Annotated in this window: 17 protein-coding genes and 1 other RNA gene; 3 read left to right on the forward strand and 15 right to left on the reverse strand. The window is 53.1% G+C overall.

Annotation, left to right across the window (positions count from 1 at the left end; all coding sequences use genetic code 11):
* Positions 1-313 precede the first annotated feature (313 nt).
* The 6 genes from recR to ffs form a co-directional block, all read right to left on the reverse strand.
* Complete coding sequence (recR, locus tag CSC3H3_RS00475) at positions 314-901, reverse strand: recombination mediator RecR (RefSeq protein ID WP_101283006.1); 588 nt, start codon at positions 899-901, stop codon at positions 314-316.
* A 125-nt stretch (positions 902-1026) separates the two neighbouring features.
* Positions 1027-1350 carry a YbaB/EbfC family nucleoid-associated protein gene (locus CSC3H3_RS00480; protein WP_101267432.1) on the reverse strand — a complete coding sequence of 108 codons (324 nt, stop codon included), beginning with the start codon at positions 1348-1350 and terminating at the stop codon, positions 1027-1029.
* Positions 1347-3164, reverse strand: coding sequence for a DNA polymerase III subunit gamma/tau (locus tag CSC3H3_RS00485; protein ID WP_101283008.1), 1818 nt, complete (start codon positions 3162-3164; stop codon positions 1347-1349). Before CSC3H3_RS00485 ends, CSC3H3_RS00480 begins: the two co-directional genes overlap by 4 nt.
* A 227-nt stretch (positions 3165-3391) precedes the next feature.
* Positions 3392-3955 carry a hypothetical protein gene (locus tag CSC3H3_RS00490; protein WP_101283010.1) on the reverse strand — a complete coding sequence of 188 codons (564 nt, stop codon included), beginning with the start codon at positions 3953-3955 and terminating at the stop codon, positions 3392-3394.
* A 13-nt stretch (positions 3956-3968) separates the two neighbouring features.
* Positions 3969-4403, reverse strand: a complete 435-nt coding sequence (locus CSC3H3_RS00495) for a hypothetical protein (RefSeq protein WP_101283012.1) — start codon at positions 4401-4403, stop codon at positions 3969-3971.
* A gap of 206 nt (positions 4404-4609) precedes the next feature.
* Positions 4610-4704: signal recognition particle sRNA small type (ffs, locus tag CSC3H3_RS00500), an RNA gene on the reverse strand.
* Positions 4705-4878: 174 nt separating this feature from the next.
* Here ffs and nudC point away from each other — a divergent pair.
* The gene (nudC, locus tag CSC3H3_RS00505; RefSeq protein ID WP_101267423.1) at positions 4879-5805 is read left to right on the forward strand and encodes an NAD(+) diphosphatase; all 927 of its coding nucleotides are present in this window, start codon (positions 4879-4881) and stop codon (positions 5803-5805) included.
* 20 nt (positions 5806-5825) lie between these two features.
* On the opposite strand, the gene CSC3H3_RS00510 is transcribed toward nudC, so the two are convergent.
* The 4 genes from CSC3H3_RS00510 to CSC3H3_RS00525 all read right to left on the reverse strand — a co-directional run bounded on the left by CSC3H3_RS00510 (position 5826) and on the right by CSC3H3_RS00525 (position 11035).
* Positions 5826-6821: a hypothetical protein gene (locus CSC3H3_RS00510; protein WP_157831776.1), complete on the reverse strand. Its 996-nt coding sequence runs from the start codon at positions 6819-6821 to the stop codon at positions 5826-5828.
* Positions 6822-6905: 84 nt separating this feature from the next.
* Positions 6906-8414: a hypothetical protein gene (locus CSC3H3_RS00515; protein ID WP_101283016.1), complete on the reverse strand. Its 1509-nt coding sequence runs from the start codon at positions 8412-8414 to the stop codon at positions 6906-6908.
* A gap of 43 nt (positions 8415-8457) precedes the next feature.
* On the reverse strand, positions 8458-9837 hold the full coding sequence (locus tag CSC3H3_RS24280; RefSeq protein WP_157831777.1) for a hypothetical protein: 1380 nt from the start codon (positions 9835-9837) through the stop codon (positions 8458-8460).
* A gap of 10 nt (positions 9838-9847) precedes the next feature.
* Positions 9848-11035 (reverse strand): hypothetical protein, encoded by a 1188-nt coding sequence (locus CSC3H3_RS00525; protein WP_157831778.1) that lies wholly within the window; start codon positions 11033-11035, stop codon positions 9848-9850.
* Between the two features lie 676 nt (positions 11036-11711).
* On the opposite strand from CSC3H3_RS00525, the gene CSC3H3_RS00530 reads away from it, so the two are divergent.
* The gene (locus CSC3H3_RS00530) at positions 11712-12401 is read left to right on the forward strand and encodes a transporter substrate-binding domain-containing protein (RefSeq protein ID WP_157831779.1); all 690 of its coding nucleotides are present in this window, start codon (positions 11712-11714) and stop codon (positions 12399-12401) included.
* Between the two features lie 121 nt (positions 12402-12522).
* On the opposite strand, the gene CSC3H3_RS00535 is transcribed toward CSC3H3_RS00530, so the two are convergent.
* Both CSC3H3_RS00535 and CSC3H3_RS00540 read right to left on the reverse strand, forming a co-directional pair.
* Complete coding sequence (locus CSC3H3_RS00535; RefSeq protein ID WP_101283022.1) at positions 12523-12921, reverse strand: DUF1636 family protein; 399 nt, start codon at positions 12919-12921, stop codon at positions 12523-12525.
* 175 nt (positions 12922-13096) lie between these two features.
* Complete coding sequence (locus CSC3H3_RS00540; protein WP_101283024.1) at positions 13097-13975, reverse strand: LysR family transcriptional regulator; 879 nt, start codon at positions 13973-13975, stop codon at positions 13097-13099.
* Between the two features lie 181 nt (positions 13976-14156).
* On the opposite strand from CSC3H3_RS00540, the gene CSC3H3_RS00545 reads away from it, so the two are divergent.
* Positions 14157-14768 carry a glutathione S-transferase family protein gene (locus CSC3H3_RS00545; RefSeq protein ID WP_101286033.1) on the forward strand — a complete coding sequence of 204 codons (612 nt, stop codon included), beginning with the start codon at positions 14157-14159 and terminating at the stop codon, positions 14766-14768.
* A gap of 59 nt (positions 14769-14827) precedes the next feature.
* Here CSC3H3_RS00545 and CSC3H3_RS00550 read toward each other — a convergent pair whose 3' ends face one another.
* The 3 genes from CSC3H3_RS00550 to dapD all read right to left on the reverse strand — a co-directional run bounded on the left by CSC3H3_RS00550 (position 14828) and on the right by dapD (position 18241).
* Positions 14828-15946 carry a 2OG-Fe(II) oxygenase family protein gene (locus CSC3H3_RS00550; RefSeq protein ID WP_101283026.1) on the reverse strand — a complete coding sequence of 373 codons (1119 nt, stop codon included), beginning with the start codon at positions 15944-15946 and terminating at the stop codon, positions 14828-14830.
* Positions 15947-16123: 177 nt separating this feature from the next.
* A complete protein-coding gene (gene dapE, locus CSC3H3_RS00555; RefSeq protein WP_101283028.1) occupies positions 16124-17266 on the reverse strand; it encodes a succinyl-diaminopimelate desuccinylase in 1143 nt (380 codons plus the stop codon).
* A 129-nt stretch (positions 17267-17395) separates the two neighbouring features.
* A complete protein-coding gene (gene dapD / locus CSC3H3_RS00560) occupies positions 17396-18241 on the reverse strand; it encodes a 2,3,4,5-tetrahydropyridine-2,6-dicarboxylate N-succinyltransferase (RefSeq protein ID WP_101267399.1) in 846 nt (281 codons plus the stop codon).
* Between the last annotated feature and the right edge of the window lie 149 nt (positions 18242-18390).

Here is an 18390-nt window from a genome sequence, read left to right on the forward strand (position 1 = left end):
TAAGGATCGGAGACTACCGAGTTCCAACGTATCACGAAAAGGTACATATGCGGCAAGCCTTTTGCCCGGTCTTTCTGTGGCTTGCACGAAAAAGTGTACTTTTGGACTGATATTTACCCGGATACCGGTGTCTTCTGGCGGTAACTGGACTCCCCGGGTTGCCGCCGGTGCCGGAATGTAAAGCCCGCAGCATTTTCCCCGAGATGCTGCATCGGCAGACAGGGTTCCGGCAAGCTCGATGTTATCAATCTTGCTTTTTCCCCGGCCTCACTGTTTTGCAGCGAGGCCGGTTTTTTTTGTGCAAAAAGAAGGTTTAACTTCGCGCCCGCAGGGCAGCGGTCAAGGTGCCATCATCAAGATAGTCCAGTTCCCCGCCGACGGGCACACCATGCGCAAGCCGGGTGACTTTGACACCGGTTTCCACCAGCCGTTCGGTAATGTAATGCGCCGTGGTTTGGCCATCGACCGTCAGGTTGGTGGCAAGGATAACCTCGTTAACGCCGGTTTCGCGCACCCGTGTCACCAGTTGGTCAATGCGCAAATCATCGGGGCCAACCCCATCGAGCGGCGACAGGGTGCCACCCAAAACATGATACAGCCCCTTAAAGGATGAACCGCGTTCCAGCGCCCACAAATCCTGGACTTCCTCGACCACGCAAATCATATCGTGCTGGCGGCCTGCCCCCGCACAGATATGGCAGGGATCGGTTACATCGATATTGCCACATACATGGCAGGTGGTCATGGCTTGCGCGGTATCTTCCAGTGCCTTTGCCAGGGGTAGCATCAGGGTTTCGGGTTTTTTCAACATCTGCAATACCGCGCGACGTGCCGAACGCGGGCCAAGGCCGGGCAAACGCGCCAGCAATTTGATCAGATTGTCTATTTCCCGTCCGGTCATGATGGTTCCGCCCGTCAAGTGCGATCAAAGGTGAAGTGCAATCTTTGACACAATAACAAAGGGCGGCGCAATGCCGCCCTTTCAAATCTGTTTTGCTGCTGGCAATCGCCCGTCGGGCGCAGCCCTCAAAACGGCAGTTTGAAACCTTCCGGCAGGTTCAGCCCACCGGTGACTTCTTTCATCTTTTCGGAAACCTGTGCCTCAACCTTGACCTTGGCATCGTTATAGGCGGCAACGATCAGGTCTTCGAGGACTTCGGTATCTTCCGGGTCAACAATGCTTTTATCAAGTTTCAGGCCGCGCATTTCGCCTTTGCCATTCAGCATGACCTTGACCATGCCGGCACCGGACTGCCCCTCGACTTCCATTTCCATCAGCCGTTCCTGCATTTCCTGCATTTTGGACTGCATTTGCTGGGCTTGCTTCATCATCCCTGCAAGGTTCTTCATAGCTCGTCGTCTCCTTCGAGATAAAACGCATCATCATAAACCGATCCGCTGTCATCGCCTTCGGCCAGTTCCGGCATCTGGTCTGCCGGTAAATGGACCGCAACGATTTTTGACGTCGGAAATCCTTCAAGAACGGCTTTTACCAGCGGATCCTGCGATGCATCCGCCTTGCGCCGTTCAAGTTCTTCAAGTTCCTGTTCCTTCAGGGTGGGGGCACCCTGTTCGCGTTCGGACACCGAAACAATCCAGCGCTGGCCGGTCAGGCCGTTCAGGGCCTTGATCAACTGGCTGGAAAGGTCGGTATTGGCACCGCGCGCGGGACGAAAATCAATGCGCCCCTTTTCAAATTTCACCAGATGAAGATAGTTCTTCACCTGAATGGCAAGGCCGGTGGTTTCGCGGTCTGCCGATAACAGGGCGACGACTTCCTCCAGGCTTTCGGGCATTTTGGCGTAAACGGGTTCTTCAGCGCGCTGGGGGGCCGGGGCATATTGTGCGGAAACGGCCTGTGCCGCACCGCCGCCATTGACCACCTGCATGCGCGGGCCACCCCCGCCGCCATTGCCGCCGCCCGCCGGTCCACCATTACCGGCTTGCGGGCCATTCAGGCCCGATTTCAGCTTTTTGATCAAATCGCCAGGCGATGGCATTTCTGCCGCATAGGCCAGGCGGATCAAAATCATTTCGGCCGCCTGGATAGGCGATGGCGCAATGCGGGTTTCTTCAAGGCCCTTTAGCAACATTTGCCAGGCGCGGGTAAGCTGCGGCATTGCCAGCTTGGCGGCAATTTCGCGGCCACGTTCGCGTTCGATTTGCGAAACACCGGGGTCATCGGCGGCATCAGGTGCCAGCTTCACACGGGTTAACCAGTGCGTCAGGTCCAGCAAATCCTGCAGCATCACGGCCGGGTCACCGCCCAGGGCATATTGCGCGCCCAAAAGCTCAAGCGCCTCGTTGATCTCGCCCTTCATGGTCAGATCAAACAAATCGAAAATGCGGGACCGGTCGGAAAGACCCAGCATGTCACGCACCTGTTGGGTGGTGACCTTGCCCGCGCCATGCGAAATCGCCTGATCCAGCAGGCTCATACCATCACGGACCGATCCATCGGCGGCGCGGGCAATCAGAGCCAGCGCCTCGTCTTCGATCTCGGCATTTTCCAGCCCGGCAATGCGCCGGTAATGGGCGACCAGTTCATCGGTCTGCACCCGGCGCAAATCAAACCGCTGGCAGCGCGACAGCACGGTAATGGGAATTTTGCGAATTTCGGTGGTCGCGAAAATGAATTTCACATGCTCTGGCGGTTCTTCCAGCGTTTTCAAAAGCGCGTTAAACGCACTTTTTGACAGCATGTGCACTTCGTCGATGATGTAAATCTTGTAGCGGGCTGCTGTGGGGCGGTAACGCACCCCCTCGATCAGCTCGCGAATGTCATCAACCCCGGTGCGTGATGCAGCGTCCATTTCCATCACGTCCACATCGCGGTCTTCGGCGATGGCGCGGCAATGCTGGCACACCCCACAGGGTTCAATGGTGGGGCCGCCCTTGCCATCGGGGCCAATGCAGTTTAGCGCACGGGCAATAATACGCGCTGTCGTGGTTTTACCAATGCCGCGGACCCCGGTCAGAATAAAGGCATGCGCCAGTCGGCCGCTTTCCAGGGCGTTGGAAAGGGTCTTGACCATCGGCCCGTGTCCGATCAGTTCGTCGAACGATTTCGGGCGATATTTGCGGGCCAGCACCTGATATTCGCTTTTGGGCGTTTCAGGTGTGGTTGCTTGATCTGGGCTGGCGGTCTGGGTTTGATCCGTCATTCATCCGGTCCGGCAAGTTTGTGATGCGCGTTTGTGTTTTAGCAGCATCAGGCAGCGCGGGCAAAGGCCAGATATGTATCCATGCCGCATTTGCGTTCAGGCCCGGTCAATATGATGCATTTGTTCGGACCATATAGGGGCGCATCCCGCAAAATGCGATGGGGTAACCCAACGGTTCACCTCGACTGGTTATCATCGACTGCCCGGTGGTTTTTGACCCGCTATCTTCACTGGTCAATGATGACAAGCAGGGCGGTCTGGTTAGTCGCAAGGTTTTCAAGCATCGCATATGTCGCCTCGCGGGTGGCATCGGCAAGATGCATTGAAGCAGGGGCATGTAAAAACTGCTGTAAAACAGCAATATCATGCGGCAGCAAAATGCCTGCCTGTTCGGGTAGTGTGGCGCCCACTGCGATATGCGGGGCGGAAAAGCCAGCAAACAGAGCATCATCAAGTCTTCTACCGCGTGCCGGGTTGGCGTGGCCTGGCAAGCCGCCGGTTTTGTCAGGTTTCAACCATTCCACAAGGGGGCCCATCCCATCATTTGTCAGGTTCGGCAATGATTTAAAGCCGCCAAGTGATGCCAAAAACGCACCATAGGGCGTGGCGGTATTTTGCGCGACAATGTCGCGATCAACACGCAGGGCTTCAAGAATGGGTGTGACAGAAGGCAACGCAAATAGCCCGCGCAACATTTCATGGCGCGTTGCTTCAGGCAGGTGCAGCCAGTGTGCCATCCCGCCATGCAGGGCGTCAGGGTCAAACTGATAGGCGAGATGGCATATGGTCATCGGCGTGTTTCCATCAATTGCAGTTATTCAATGTACCATTCACAACCCGGTCACGATTGGCTTGGGCGTATTCGGAAACTGCTGCTTTGGCTGCGTCCGCGTTAACATTGGCGGGATGCGCAATACCCCAATGACCTGCGGGGTTATTGTCAAATGTGGCGGTATAGCCTTCCAGACCAACAACCGGTCCTTGATCCCCCACTACGGGATCATGGAGCAGTGTTACGGTAAAGCGGAAGTTGCACCTTTTCTGTACCGGGGCAAGTGCTGGATCATTGAATGTTGAAAGATCAGGGTTGAAACGGAACTGGCTGGGGGAAAGGGTTGCCCGTCCGTTGGCGTTGGCATCAACACCGCGATAAATATCGACATCAGCCAGTGCCGGGGTTGTCATAAAGGCAATGGCAAGCAGGCAGGAAGCTGTCAGTTTTGCTGTAAGGTGCCGCATGTTTTTTCTCCTGTTACGATGCGTGTAAGGACAAAGGCGGGCCATTTTATGATGCCCCTTTTATCCTGGGGAACATGTTTTCGGAAAATGCCGGGTGCTTGCACGGGCACCCTGCCCTTACATTTGCGCAAGCAGACGATGGGTTTCAGGCATGCAAACAGGCTGATCACTGATCAGTATGGGAATACGAAATGTGTAGGGAAAAGGTGAGAGACTGGACCGCGACCCGGAAAAACTCGTTACGGCTGCTACCTTCCGGTCCTGACCGGGTTGGCGAGCGGTCCGTCCACGACCAGCCTCTCGCCCCCTATATCGCGCAGGGCGTTTAAAAACGCAAGGGCCGATTGGGATTTTTTACAAACACAATGTTCGCGCTTTGCCTGGGCGGTGCTGGCGGTCTAATGTCGGGAAAATTCACATCACGGCTTCGGACACATTTTGTCGATCAATGCGGGCCAGATATTGCAGGTAGGAAATGGAACAGTTGTTTTATGCGTCAGTCGGGCTGGACCGGGACGCAGAAATTCGGGCGTCATCACGCTGGCGTCAGCAGGTGCTGCGCGAATCCAATGTGCGTATTCTGGTTTGCCATGGCGGTGACCCCCTTTTTGCCCGCCCCGAAGAAACCGGTGAACATGATATTGTCCTGCTTGATGCTGCCCGTTTGCTGCAACTTGATTTTGACCACGAAGCGGCAAACTGGGCCTATTTGGGCCGGCATAACAATGCCCCGGTCCTTGCCCTTGATGTGTCGCCGCTAGAGGCCGATCGCGACCAGGCAGCGATTATTCTCAACGGGGCTTTTGGCGATATGCGTACCCGTATGGCCGCTCTGCCCCATGATGATGCCGCCCTGGCTGCGCAGGCTCGCGCCCTGTTTTTATGGCAATCGCGCCATCGTTTTTGTGGCGTGTGCGGGCATCCCAACCATGTGGTCGAGGCGGGCTATCGCCTGCAATGTTCAAACCCGGGCTGTGCCACCCCGCATTTCCCGCGGACGGACCCGGCGGTGATCATGCTGGTGCATCATAATGACCAGGTGCTGCTGGCCCGGTCACCGCAATTTTTGCCCGATATGGTGTCTGTCCTGGCCGGTTTTGTGGAACCGGGCGAAACCCTGGAACAGGCCGTTCAGCGCGAAGTGTTCGAAGAAGTTGGCATTCGCACCAAAACACCGCGGTATATTGCCTCCCAGCCCTGGCCGTTTCCCGGTTCCCTGATGCTGGGCTTCATTTGCGAGGCTGAAACAACCGATATCGTGATCGACAATAACGAAATCGAATATGCCATGTGGGTGCCGCGCAACGAGGTCCAGGATCTTGGCAATCGTGGCATCCGTCTGCCCCGCGAAATTTCCATTGCCCGCTACCTGCTGGAAAACTGGGTTGCCGGTAAAATCTGAAAGCGACGAAGCTTGGGATTTCACTTGATTCGTCGTCTTGGGCTTGGGGGCGCGACGAGAACATTTTTGTTCCTGTCGCGTTTCGGAGTCCATTTACGTTTTTGGCTCATTTCCATTGTTTCCTTAGGATCTGCAGCCGGAATTTTTCCGCCCAATTCTTCATAAAGATCTTTTGCTGCTTCACGCTCAAGCATTTGCCTTTGCAATCTTATTTTTGGCACTTTTTCTTTGGCTGCTTTTGTTTCCTTGAAGACATTTTCGGCCATAATTGGGGCGATGAAGTAGTTTGTTGAATATTCGATGCTTGCCTTTACGCCTTCTATTACGATCTCACTGGCATTCATGTCTGCTTTGATTGCTCTTTCGATCGCATCTTCAACGTATCTTTTTCGTTCGTTATCATAGAAAGCGTGTTCGGACCTTGTTTCCAAAGGATCCGCAAACAGGGCTTTTTCTGCGTTGGCAGGGTGTTGCATGACCTTGTTTTCGTCCACCACATTTCCTGCGCCTTCTGTCGACATCCTTGCTGCTGAAGCGATATCAAGCAATTCGGAAAGATGTTTTTTTTCCTGAGATGTCATTTCGGAATATTTTTTTTTGCTTTCGATGCCTTTGATTAGTTCGCGTGTGGTTGCCGTGGAAAAGAATTCATCCTGTGCGTCCCAAGCCTTTCGATAAAAATAGTCAATTTTTTTATCTTCTCGGAGTTCCCCATCTTCAAAAATTCGGGGGAAGAAGTTCTTTTTAATCTTTTTGTTCATTGTTATTTTGGGAAGGACGCTCTTTGGATCCAGGCGGCTTGCAACTTCTTCGCCAAACCCGGCGACCCGGGCATTTTTAACCTTCCTTGGTACAATCGTTTTGGTGGATCCATTTTTGGTCTGCACCAATTTCTTTTTGATTGTCTTTGTTGCGGTCGGTTGTTTCAGTAAGGGGGGACGCGATACCACACCCTGATTTCGGAGACGACTTGAACGTCGAGGTCCTGCTGCTTGGGAAACGGTATTTTTAGGCATCGATGCCCTCTATGCGACATGCAGAAACAAAAATTAGTGTCACGCAGGAGAGAGCAAATAAATGCTCTTGCCTGCTGCAATATGTTAAGATTCGCCAAGAGCGATGGCGAGCAACGTATAAGAAGTGGATTGGCTGCTATCGAGTGGAACAATGTTGATGACGATTTGATTCGTGCCGACAATAAGATAGTCGTGAAAATTAAGGCTGGTGAAGTCACGGTTACGTAAATCAAGTGACGAAACGTTGTTTTGTCCGCCTTCCCCTTCTTTTGTGTCGACATAGACGATATTCGTCCATTTTCCATTGATGTTGAATGTCAGTTTGCATCCATTGCCGTTTGGGCCGATCCAATGTTTTAAAAGTAAAGAATACTCTTCGGTAATGTCAGCGATCTTGAAGCTGACGGTCAGTGCCGTCGGTTCCGAGAAATCACTCGTCATGCTTTCATCAAACCCACTGCCTGTGACCTGCAGGTTATTGGCAGCAGATAGAATTTTGAAAGAGGATGTCGGGCTGCTTGGACCGTATATGAATTGGCCGTCGGTGAAACTGATCGCAGCACCATTAATGCTGGTAGCATTGGGTACTGTTGCAAGCGCATAGGCGCTGAGATTAATGGATCCGGAATTGTAAGTTGCCCGTGCGGCGGTGCTCGACGATTGTAACGAGGCTGAGATCGAGCTTCCATTGGCGGCGTGACTGGCCGTAAAATAATGAGTTTCGTGATTAACCGTAACAGATTCATCACTGGAAATACCGTCAGTAAAGTCAATTAGCCAACCAGCGCGCATCGTAAAATCGAGACCAAAAAGTGAAAGCTGGCTAGGCGGCAGGACGATAGAACCACTCTCCGCAGGTGTTAAGAGGCGATCCTGTATGAATTTTGGAAGATCGACATGGGTTCCGTCCGAAGTCTGGTTGTATTGAATAACATCCCACGGATAGCTCTGACCCCATATCCATGTTGGCTCAAGACCCGTCTGATCGACATATCCAAACGAGCTCCAGTCTTTGATGCTCATGCTGGTTTCTTCAACATTTGAAGTCTGGTGGTCATAGGCATTACCAGTGCTTTGACTTTGGGAAGTTCCTTTGTCCCAAGTGTGGCTATAGTCCGCACCAATATTAAACATCGGTGCAGGGCCGAACATTCCACCTGAAATCTGTACACCAAAGGTGTTGATATTATTCGATGTTGACCCGCTTGTATGTTCGCTTGACGAGGATTGACTTTGACCATCCGAACTACTTTGGGCCGTATTTACTGACGAATTTAGCGTTTTGGGAAATATTCCCCGGAGTTTTACTGTGGCACCTGATCCGGCAGTGACAGACACATTGTTTGTAAGAATTGCTGGATAGTTTTCATAGCTGTCGGTGGTCGAAATACCTGTCTGATATTGGGATTTTGACGGGATAACAATACGTTGCGTCATAAGCAGAAGATAGCCGGGATACCCGCCAAGGTTGGCAACATCCTGATATTTCATGATTTGATACTGGATGTTGGTTTTGCCGAACTGCACATTGTTCGAGATATTTGTGAGATCAAAGTCCTTAGATGCTGTGAAATAGTCTTTGAAGTTCTTCATGGTTTGCTGTCCCTGTTTTGATTTTTGCGTCGATGATACTGCATCAATTGTTGCGATAGCTCACATGGATGCTGGCAGCTTTGCGTTTTCGCCCGTTTTTGCCACTAATGCCGTCAGAACCTAGTGTGGTTTTGCCCATGCTTTGCGGTGGATGGTTGGGTATCACCTGTGTGAAATTGCGAATGCAGCCCGGCTTGCCCGGCATGCCGCCTTTTCCGCCTGCTCCGCCAATGCCAGGCTCGCTGTCCAGGGCTACAGTGTTGATGCAGGATTTATAGACCTCGGGGATTTCGACAAAAATATTCGAAGCAAGGCCGCCATTGCCGCCGGTACCGCCATTGCCACCATTCCCGCCATTTCCGCCTTGTCCAGCGAAAATGGGAAAATCGGTACGATCCTGTACAAATTGCTCGGGAACACATTCTCCGTTCCCGCCATTCCCGCCATTTCCCCCATTTCCGCCATTACCACCAGGGTAGCCCTTCCCTGCCTGGGAGAAGATTTTCAAAGATCCAGGTGTGAAATTGATCAGGTTTCCAAGTCTGATATCTGCAAGCATTGCCATGCCGCCATTTTGACCCGCTGTACCATCTGTTCCGTTTTGGCCGTCGCGTCCGTTCGTGCCGCAGTTCTGCAACCCGGTATTTCCGACAATGCCGCCAAAGATACTTGCCTCAACAACAGGTGGTGAACCATCGTTGCCAGTTGCTCCGGCTATGCCCTGTGTGCCGTGTTCGGCAGGTTCCCGCCGCGCCGCGCTAAATGCAGGGTGGGGCGTCCCCAAAACTTCTATCGTTAAACCCGCTGATTTTTCGGTAGTTTTAACACCCGCAGGTAGCAGTTCAATTTCGTCGCACTGGAGGATAAAAATATTCCCGCGAACGGTTATTTTTGCACCAGCCTCAACAACAAGCCGATCGACATGAACGAGAACATATAATTCTTCGCGAAAATGCAGGCCCGGCCAAATTTTGTAGGATGAGGTAACATCCAGTGGCTTCTCTGCAGTTAGATGAAGTTCCTTCATCCGCAGCACTTTCAAATGCATGGGCAAGTGTCTTTGTTGCCCGGAAAGGTCACTTTCGTGAAGTATGCCATCTGCAAAGATATATTCTTCGCCCCGGTCATGCATTCCCAGTCGCAGTCTTGTCCTGGCGCGATGTGGCAGTTCTTCGAAATAAAGCTCGCTGCGTGCTTTCCGCGTATTGCTGTTCCTGGGGCCCATAATTTTGCGTGCAAGTTCCATCGTGGGAACTTCGCAATAATGCACGCCTTGCGGCCAATCTTCTTTTTCGTTTGGAAGGCCAATGAATGAGAGGTTCATATCGTTGGCAATAGAGGTGTTCAGACCGGGTATCCCGGTCTGAACAGATTGATTAACTGGGGGCGCTGCTTGCTGCCGTACCAACGTTTTGGATGCCATTTTTCGCACCCTAGTTCACGGGAACGAAGTTGAGCGTCCCTGGCGCGCCGCTTGATGAGCCAGAATCGCCGGATATACCGGGCTGGCCAGTGCGTCCAGGGCTACCGGAGACACCGTTGTCGTGATGTTTACCGCCCTCTCCACCGGCACCACCTGATCCACCTTCACCGCCATTACCGCCGGTACCACCGGCGCCTGGTGCTGCGGATTGCGAAGTGGGTTGATACATGGTGGCGTACTGGCTGGGAAAATAGACGAAGATGTCGTTTCCGTCCGTGCCATTTCCGCCTTTGCCGCCAGCACCGCCATCGCCACCGGCACCGCCGCTGCCGCCATTTCCGCCATTTTCGCCTTCACAGCCGGAATCGCAGCCTTTTCCACCTTTGCCTCCATTCTGGCCTTTGCCGCCCGTGCCACCAGTACCGCCCTGGCCACCTTCACCGGACATGGTTGCCACAACAAAGGGCGAAATATTTGACGGATCCCAAGCGCGAATTGTGATGGTTGCCGGCAAGTTTGCAATGCCATTTGCGCCTGTTCCACCCGTGGCGCCGGTACCGCCGGCACCGCCTGTTCCACCTGTTCCGCCAACGTGCGAACTTGTACAAATGCCCGGTGAAGCCTCGCCACCATTGTCGCCTTGTGCTGCGGCGGAGCTATACGATGATCCAGTAGCACCTGTCGTGCCAACTGTCCCTTTTGCTCCCATAATGCCGACATGATAGGTATTGGTGCCTCCCCTGATGACCACAAGGTTATCTGCACTTAGGGTAAACTGTGTCGTAATGGCAGTGAGTGAACCGCCGTTGAATGTCAATGTGCCTGCGTTTACAACCCATGGTGCTGCTGCGGGGCCTTCTGACATATCGGTCGTGACTTCAAGGTTGTCTGCGGCAGTAACGCGGACGCGAACTGGGAAAAGATGTTTGGAGAAGCTTCTTTCATCATCGGTCAAGCTGTGGGTGCCGTAAATATAGTCCATCAGCTTGAACATCTGGTCTGCGTTGTAATATCGCTTTTCGGCCAAGAAGCTCTTTGATTGCAGGCTTTTTGAAAATTTTGAGCGCTGTTCGTCTGGGATGTCGGGCGCGAAAAGGTCCCTGTATTCTTCAAGTGATGTAACCAGAATGGTTGTATCAACCGTTTCGCCACGTTTCAGCGCAGCGGTATCAAGCCCCATTTTTTCAGCACGTTCCAAGTAACCCATGATTTTTCCCTGACATTTGAATGACTGTCTGTCGATGTGGTGCGTCCCCCAAGACGTTTGCATCGGTACATAAGGTAACTCTGAAAAAGCAATTTATAATATTTATGGTTTCTTATTTTTCACCTTATGATCGTTTTATTTAATATTTTTCATCTTTAACGAGTCAATGATTCAAATTGTATAATTTATGGTTGTGTATGGAATGATGATGAAATCTCAATTACACAGTTTTTTTGTTGTTTCATGGAAAAACAAAGCGGACATTGGCGTTCATTGTCGTGGCAGGATGATGGATGTCAGCTTTGTGAATAATTTTGGGTGTAGGATTTTTGATGCCTATACACGCAAAGCGTGTGTCAAATAGGGTGCGTTCGTGGCAAAAAGTTTTTCGAATCGACCTTTAAGGCGAATTTCTTTGCATACTAAATACGTAATAATGATGCACTGTGTTAGACAGCAGCGTAAAAGTATCAACATCGCTATTTTCTAGTGCGAATGCTGGACGGCGGCTCGTAATTAGGCTGTAATATCCCCAAATACAGTCAGATAACCAAAATGAACTGACTTGCATGTGGGGATAATGGACGCGTTCTTTTTGCGGATTTTTGTATTTGTTGCCGTTATTTTTATGGCAATTCCGGCCCGGGCCCAACAAAGGCCCGATGTCATGGTCGGGGTGTATGAATATAGTGTGGTTCATTTTTATCATGATGGTGTTGAAACCGGCTTTGCCCACGATCTGGTTGAACGCCTGAACCGTATTCAGGGCGATTTTCATTTCGTCACCATCGAAACCTCGTCGCGTCGTCGTTATGAAGACATGGCGACAGGCAAGATGGACATGCTTTTGCTGCAAAATCCCGACTGGAACTGGGCGGGTCGGGGTGTGGATTTTTCAACACCCATTGTTTGGGAGCATGACATTCTGGTGGCCCGGCGTGACCATGTGCCTGGCCCCGGTTATTTCCACGATGTGCTGGAACACAGCATTGCCGGTGTTTTGGGTTATCATTACCGCTTTGCCGGTTTCATGGATGACCCGCGCCAGTTAACCCGGCTTTTGAATATTTCGCTGCTGTATAACGAATCCGAAGTTCTTGAAGCCGTCATACGTGACGATGCCGAGGTTGGCGTGCTGTCGGCTGGTTTCATGTCGCGCAAATTCCGCCAGGTGGCGGATATGGGGGACAGGGTAGCAATGGGGCCGCGTGCCGATAATAGCTATCCGCTGGCAGCGGCCATTTCGCGCCGTGCGCCCATAACAGTTGATCGATTTAATCGCTATCTTGATGATTTGCGCGCCGAAAACCAGATCGCGCCGCTTTGGTCACGCTGGCATCGGGGCGTTTTGCCCTAAACCCGCCCTTTGTGGTCGGTCCTAAAACCTGGCCTTGTAAGGCCTGCGCTTTCCCGTTTCCCGTTAATGCAAGTTTTTGCCCCAACAGGGTTATGCCCGTCGGGGCAGAAAGACCATGTTCTCAGCCATTCATTGGCGGGATGCGGGCAATAACGTTGCGGCGAACACTTTCGGGCCGTTCGCGCCAGGGGACGATGCCATCGCTGCTTTGGGCATAGGCATTGGCAAGTTTCAAAATATCGTCACGATGGGTTTCCGGCGTCAGATTGCCATAAACATAGCCCCATTTCCCCGGTGCACTCAGGGATAGCGAACAGCCGGATTTACAGTTGCTCAGGCATTCGACCGGGACAATTTCGACATGCGTTTCACCATCGGTACTGCCATTGGCAGCCTTGTGTTCGGCAATCAGGGCATCATGCAGGATTTTGCCGTCGCGTTCGTCCGTCTGGTTATTGCCGGGCTCAGCACCTGTATTGCGGCAGGTGATGCAAACATGAAGGCGGGTGGTGGCGGGCATAAATTGTGCTTTCGGTTTGGGGCTTTGGCGCGTTCTGACGCCGGGTTTGGACCAGATACCGGGATATCTGGCAAAATGTCAAAGTTTGTGCCGGTATTTTTGCCAGAAAATGGGAGGCGAAATGTGTGTTTCCCTCATGATCCGGGGTTGCCGGTTTTAACCCGAACCGGCGGCGTTACGCGGTTTTGCGGGTGGTACTGGCAGGCGCAAAAGTACTGCTGACGCGGTGCTGGATGGTACTAGCAAGCTGGCGGTTCACCAGCGGATGCGCGGCCTCGTTGATTAAAAGGGCAATTCCCACGGCGGGCAGGGGTGGGAAGCCATCGCGATGATCCAGGGTTTGCAACCCGTCACTGACTGAAATGGCAGCAAGTGCCGCAACACCCAGCCCATCACGCACCAGATGCAGCAGGGATGCTGCCTGCCGCGTGGTTGCCACAAGCTGGAATGGCCGGCCCGATTTTGAAATGGCATCAATCGCCCAAGCGTGAAACTTGCAATCCTCAGCGGGCAGTACCAAACGCAGCGGGTCGGCCAGGTGCTGGCGATGGATGGGCGATGTCACCCAGACACCATCTTCCTGCAGCAGGAAATATCCTTCCTCGCCCTTTTCGGACCGGCTGATAATGCTGAGGTCAAGTTCGCCCTGGTCAACCATGCGCCGTAAAATAATGGTTGGGTTAACCGAGATGAAAAACTGCACCGCCGGGTGAATTTCGCTGATGGCGCGCAACACCACGGGCAGGATCTTTTCGGCATAATCATCGGGGCAGCCAATGCGAATGGGGCGTGACAGCATTTCGCCGCGGATGCTTTCGCGGGCTTCATCCTGCAACGATAAAATACGCCGGGCATAACCAACAAAGGTGATGCCTTCATTGGTCAGCACCACATTGCGGCCTTCCCGCGTAAACAGCTTTTGATCCAGCGTTTCTTCCAGCCGTTTCATCTGCATGGAAAAGGCCGATGGCGTGCGACCGACACGGTCTGCCGCGCGGTTGAAGCTGCCGCATTCCGCAAAGGAAACAAAACTGCGCAGAAGGTCGGTATCCATGGCGCTTTCCTGTGTTTTCGGGGTGAGGATAACCATAACCCAAAAATGGTCAGAAAAAATCATCAATGAAATTGAAGAATATGGTCAAAACTATTCGATTGTTTGCCACCTGCCCAGCGGCAAATATATCGGCACGGGGCCGGCCCGAAATTGGAACAGAGCGTTTTTCAGGATCGAAATAATGATTTTGCACGATTTTCTGCCTTCGGGTAACGGCTATAAAATCCGTCTGATGCTGCGGTTTTTGGGCCGGGAATTTTCACTGGTCGAACATGACATCACCAAGGGTGAAACCCGCACCGATGATTACCGCAAAAATGTAAACCCGGTGGGCCGCATTCCCGCCCTGGATACGGGCGAGGGGCATGTTCTGGCCGAAAGCAACGCCATTTTGCTGTTTCTGGCCGAAGGCACCAAATGGTTGCCTGCGGATAAATGGGAACGCACGGCGGTGTATCAGTGGCTGTTTTTTGAACAATATGAACACGAACCCAACGTTGCGGTTCTGCGGTCGTGGCTAAGTGTCAAAGGCACGCCGGATTACGGCCATGCCCTTTTGCCAATCAAGCGGGCCGCCGCCCATAATGCCCTTTCCGTGATGGAAGACCGCCTGAAAGACCATGACTGGCTGGTGGGCAGCGATTGCACCATCGCCGATATTGCCCTTTATGCCTATACCCACGTCGCTGATGAAGGCGGCCTGGATATGGCGCTTTATCCTGCCATCGGGCGCTGGTTAAAACGGTTTTCCACCTTGCCAGCCTATGTGCCGATTACCTGGAAACCGGAATAATCCGAAATCTGAAATGCAACAGGCCGGTGTAAAAACCGGCCTGCGATGTTCAGGATTGTTTACTTTTTCATCGCCAGTGGTTGCACCGTGCCCCGGTGTTTTGCCATCATTTCCTGTTCCTGGCGCGCGCCTGCCGCATCGGTCAGGAAGGTGAAAATGCCAAACCGTTCGCCTTCGGTAACCGGCATGGCTTCATGCAGAAGCGAGCACGAGAATATAAGCGCGCCACCCTGCGGCGGGGCATACAGCGCCTGGCCATATTCGGGGAAATTAACCTGCCCGCCCTTATAGGTCAGCGGATTAAGGTTAAGCGATACGGCAAAACGGCGATGGGCGGTAAAGGTTGTTTTATTGTCGCGATGGCGGCCGAAAAACCCTTTATCCCTGCTGTGGTAATTGCCAATGCGCAGGGCTTCCATGCTGGCCGTCTGGAACTGGAAGGCCTTGGCAATTTCGGGCAGAACCCGTTTGACGATGCGGTTTTTAACCTCGTTAAACAGTGTTTCATCAAGCAGCACGACATCATTGCGCACTTTCATGGCCATATCGCTAGCCTGGTTGCTTTCGCTGCTTTTTGAAACGCCATTCGCCCGCTTTTCGCCCTTGCGCCAATAGTCCAGCAACTGGTCGCATAATTCGGGTTCCAGCACATTATCAACCAGCAGCACCGGTGCCTGGCGTTCGATCACTGAAAAGGCAACGCTATCGGCATGGGCCTGGCAATAGGCAACCGCCATTTGAAACCCGTCAATCGGGGCTGCGGCCGATGAAAAAACACCCCCCAGCCGCCCGTCCGGGCGAATAACGATAAATCCCTGGTCGCGAATATCAAAAACCGGCATCAGGCGGTTTTCCGGGTCAAACATCACCGTAACGCAATCGGGAAGCTGGCTTTTCAGTTTTTCATCAAGGCTGCCTTTGTGGCCCGGCACCACCAGAAAAAGCCGCATCCGTGCTTTTTGCATCTGTTCGGCAAAACGTGCCGCCATTTTCAAATCATCGGCGCCAGGCAGTTTTTTGCCGGTCCATAAAATAAGGCTGTCGCCCGCAATGCGCTGATCGGTCAGGTCAATGGCCCGGTCATCAAGGCCGGGCAGGGCAATGCGCGGAACAACGTCCCCCTTTTTGCAGGCAGGTACAGGTTTGGGGCTGTTTGCGGCAGGGGTGTTTTTTGTCATGTTCTGGAAATCCGGCAATGCAGGCGGGCGGGTATGTCATGCCGGATCATGCAATCTGCCACCGGCCGGGTGATCATAGTCACGCCAGCCGGTCATTGGCAAGACGGGGCTTTGCGCGGGCCAAAACATAATCCCCGGCAAAGCCCGTAAAATGGTTTATCGCCCGATCAAACAGGATCAGGCAAAAAAGCGTGCCAGGATTTCATCATAAATCAGAACAAGATTGTCGATATCCTCGACCATCGCATGTTCATCAACCTTGTGCATGCTTTGCCCGATCAGGCCAAATTCCGCAACTTCGCAATATTTGTGAATGAAACGGGCATCGGATGTGCCCCCCGTGGTGGACATTTCCGGGCGGTGGCCGGTGATTTTTTCCGACGCATCGGCAATCAGCCCGGCCAGTTTCCCCGGCGCGGACAAAAATGCCTCGCCCGAGATTTTAACCTTCAGGTCGTGTGCCCCGGCATGTTCTGCACAGGTATCACGGATCCATTTTTCCAGCTCATACCCCTGATGCAGGTCATTAAAGCGGATGTTGAATGCCGCGCTGATTTTGGCTGGTACCACATTGGTTGCCGGGTTGTTGGCATCGATGGTCGTGACTTCAAGATTGCTGGGCTGGAAATGCTCGGTCCCGGTATCCAGCTCGCGCGAGGTTAGGGCATCAAGCACGCGAATAAGCCGGGGAACAGGGTTGTCTGCCAGATGCGGATAGGCAACATGGCCCTGTGCGCCATAAACCGTAACCCAGCCGGTAATGGATCCGCGCCGTCCCACCTTCATCATCTGGCCCAGATATTTCGGGTTGGTCGGTTCACCTACCAGGCAGGCGTCAAATTTTTCGCCATGTGCATCGCACCATTCCAGAAGCTTGATGGTGCCATTCACGGCATCGGCTTCTTCGTCCCCGGTGATCAGCAGGCTGATGCTTTCATCAAAATCGGGGTTGGCGGCCAGAAAACGGTCCAGTGCGCCGACAAAACAGGCAATGCCGGTTTTCATATCAACCGCACCCCGGCCAAACAGGCGGCCATCCATCACATCGCCGCCAAAGGGGGCCACCGTCCATGCCTTTTCATCGCCAGCGGGCACCACGTCGGTATGGCCGGCAAAACAGAAATTCCGGCCTTTGGTGCCGCGGCGGGCATAAAGGTTGTCGATGCTGTCCCAGCCATCTTCTTCGAAAATTTTGCGCTTAACGTCAAATCCGCGTTCTTCCAGGGCTGCCTGCAAAACATCAAGCGCGCCGGCATCGGCTGGCGTAACGGAAGGACAGCGGATCAGCGACTGGGCAAGGGTCAGGGCAGCGGAAGACATGGGGCAATCTCTTTTGCGGGCAGTTGGGCGAATAAACCGGGCCAATTAAGGATACGGACATGGAAAGGGACGAAAATGCATCCTGCACTTTCGTCCCTTATAATCAATCAAATCACGGGCTGACAGCTATCAATCGCGCAGCAATTCGTTGATCGAGGTTTTTGAACGGGTCTTTTCATCAACACGCTTGATGATGACCGCGCAATACAGGCTCGGGCCGGGTTTGCCATTGGGCAGCGGTTTGCCCGGAATTGAACCCGGAACCACAACCGAATAGGCCGGAACGCGGCCAACAAATACTTCGCCAGTTTCACGGTCGATGATCTTGGTTGATGCACCAATGAAAACGCCCATCGAAATGACGGCACCTTCTTCAACGATCACGCCTTCAACAATTTCCGAACGTGCGCCGATAAAGGCGTTGTCTTCAATAATCACCGGGCCAGCCTGCAGCGGTTCAAGAACGCCACCAATACCGGCACCACCGGAAAGGTGAACGTTTTTGCCGATCTGGGCACAGGAACCAACGGTGGCCCAGGTATCAACCATCACGCCGCTATCAACATAGGCACCAAGATTGACAAAGCTTGGCATCAGAACGGTGCCTGGCGCGATATAGGCCGAACGGCGCACAATGCTGCCCGGAACGGCACGGAAACCGGCCTTTTTGAATTCTTCCTCACCCCAACCGGCAAACTTGGACGGAACCTTGTCCCACCAGTTGGTGTTTTCGCCCGGACCACCAGGAATGGTGGACATGTCATTGAGGCGGAAAGAAAGCAGAACTGCTTTTTTTGCCCACTGGTTGACGGTCCAGCCGCCTTCCTTTTTCTCAGCCACGCGCAAGTCGCCGCTATCAAGGGCATTCAGGGTCTGCTCGACAGCTTTGCGGGTTTCCCCCTGGGTGGCCGAGGTAATCTGGTCGCGGTTTTCCCAGGCGACATTGATCACGCCTTCAAGTTCAATCTTGTCCATCTTTGGTCGTCCTTGCGGTGTGGCTGGTTTTTTTCTTCGCGGCGGAGAATGGGCAATGCCCGGCGTCAAGTCAACTCTGCCAGTCTGCGTATTTTGACTGAGCTGCAATTTCGGCGTTTTTTCTGCGTTTGCGTGGTGAACCGGCAAAG

Source organism: Thalassospira marina, assembly GCF_002844375.1.
Lineage (GTDB): Bacteria > Pseudomonadota > Alphaproteobacteria > Rhodospirillales > Thalassospiraceae > Thalassospira > Thalassospira marina.

Coding starts and splice junctions, on each gene's coding strand:
- recR (WP_101283006.1), bottom strand. CDS start 901: ATGACCGGACGGGAAATAGACAATCTGATCAAATTGCTGGCGCGTTTG.
- CSC3H3_RS00480 (WP_101267432.1), bottom strand. CDS start 1,350: ATGAAGAACCTTGCAGGGATGATGAAGCAAGCCCAGCAAATGCAGTCC.
- CSC3H3_RS00485 (WP_101283008.1), bottom strand. CDS start 3,164: ATGACGGATCAAACCCAGACCGCCAGCCCAGATCAAGCAACCACACCT.
- CSC3H3_RS00490 (WP_101283010.1), bottom strand. CDS start 3,955: ATGACCATATGCCATCTCGCCTATCAGTTTGACCCTGACGCCCTGCAT.
- CSC3H3_RS00495 (WP_101283012.1), bottom strand. CDS start 4,403: ATGCGGCACCTTACAGCAAAACTGACAGCTTCCTGCCTGCTTGCCATT.
- nudC (WP_101267423.1), top strand. CDS start 4,879: ATGGAACAGTTGTTTTATGCGTCAGTCGGGCTGGACCGGGACGCAGAA.
- CSC3H3_RS00510 (WP_157831776.1), bottom strand. CDS start 6,821: ATGCCTAAAAATACCGTTTCCCAAGCAGCAGGACCTCGACGTTCAAGT.
- CSC3H3_RS00515 (WP_101283016.1), bottom strand. CDS start 8,414: ATGAAGAACTTCAAAGACTATTTCACAGCATCTAAGGACTTTGATCTC.
- CSC3H3_RS24280 (WP_157831777.1), bottom strand. CDS start 9,837: ATGGCATCCAAAACGTTGGTACGGCAGCAAGCAGCGCCCCCAGTTAAT.
- CSC3H3_RS00530 (WP_157831779.1), top strand. CDS start 11,712: ATGGTCGGGGTGTATGAATATAGTGTGGTTCATTTTTATCATGATGGT.
- CSC3H3_RS00535 (WP_101283022.1), bottom strand. CDS start 12,921: ATGCCCGCCACCACCCGCCTTCATGTTTGCATCACCTGCCGCAATACA.
- CSC3H3_RS00540 (WP_101283024.1), bottom strand. CDS start 13,975: ATGGATACCGACCTTCTGCGCAGTTTTGTTTCCTTTGCGGAATGCGGC.
- CSC3H3_RS00545 (WP_101286033.1), top strand. CDS start 14,157: ATGATTTTGCACGATTTTCTGCCTTCGGGTAACGGCTATAAAATCCGT.
- CSC3H3_RS00550 (WP_101283026.1), bottom strand. CDS start 15,946: ATGACAAAAAACACCCCTGCCGCAAACAGCCCCAAACCTGTACCTGCC.
- dapE (WP_101283028.1), bottom strand. CDS start 17,266: ATGTCTTCCGCTGCCCTGACCCTTGCCCAGTCGCTGATCCGCTGTCCT.
- dapD (WP_101267399.1), bottom strand. CDS start 18,241: ATGGACAAGATTGAACTTGAAGGCGTGATCAATGTCGCCTGGGAAAAC.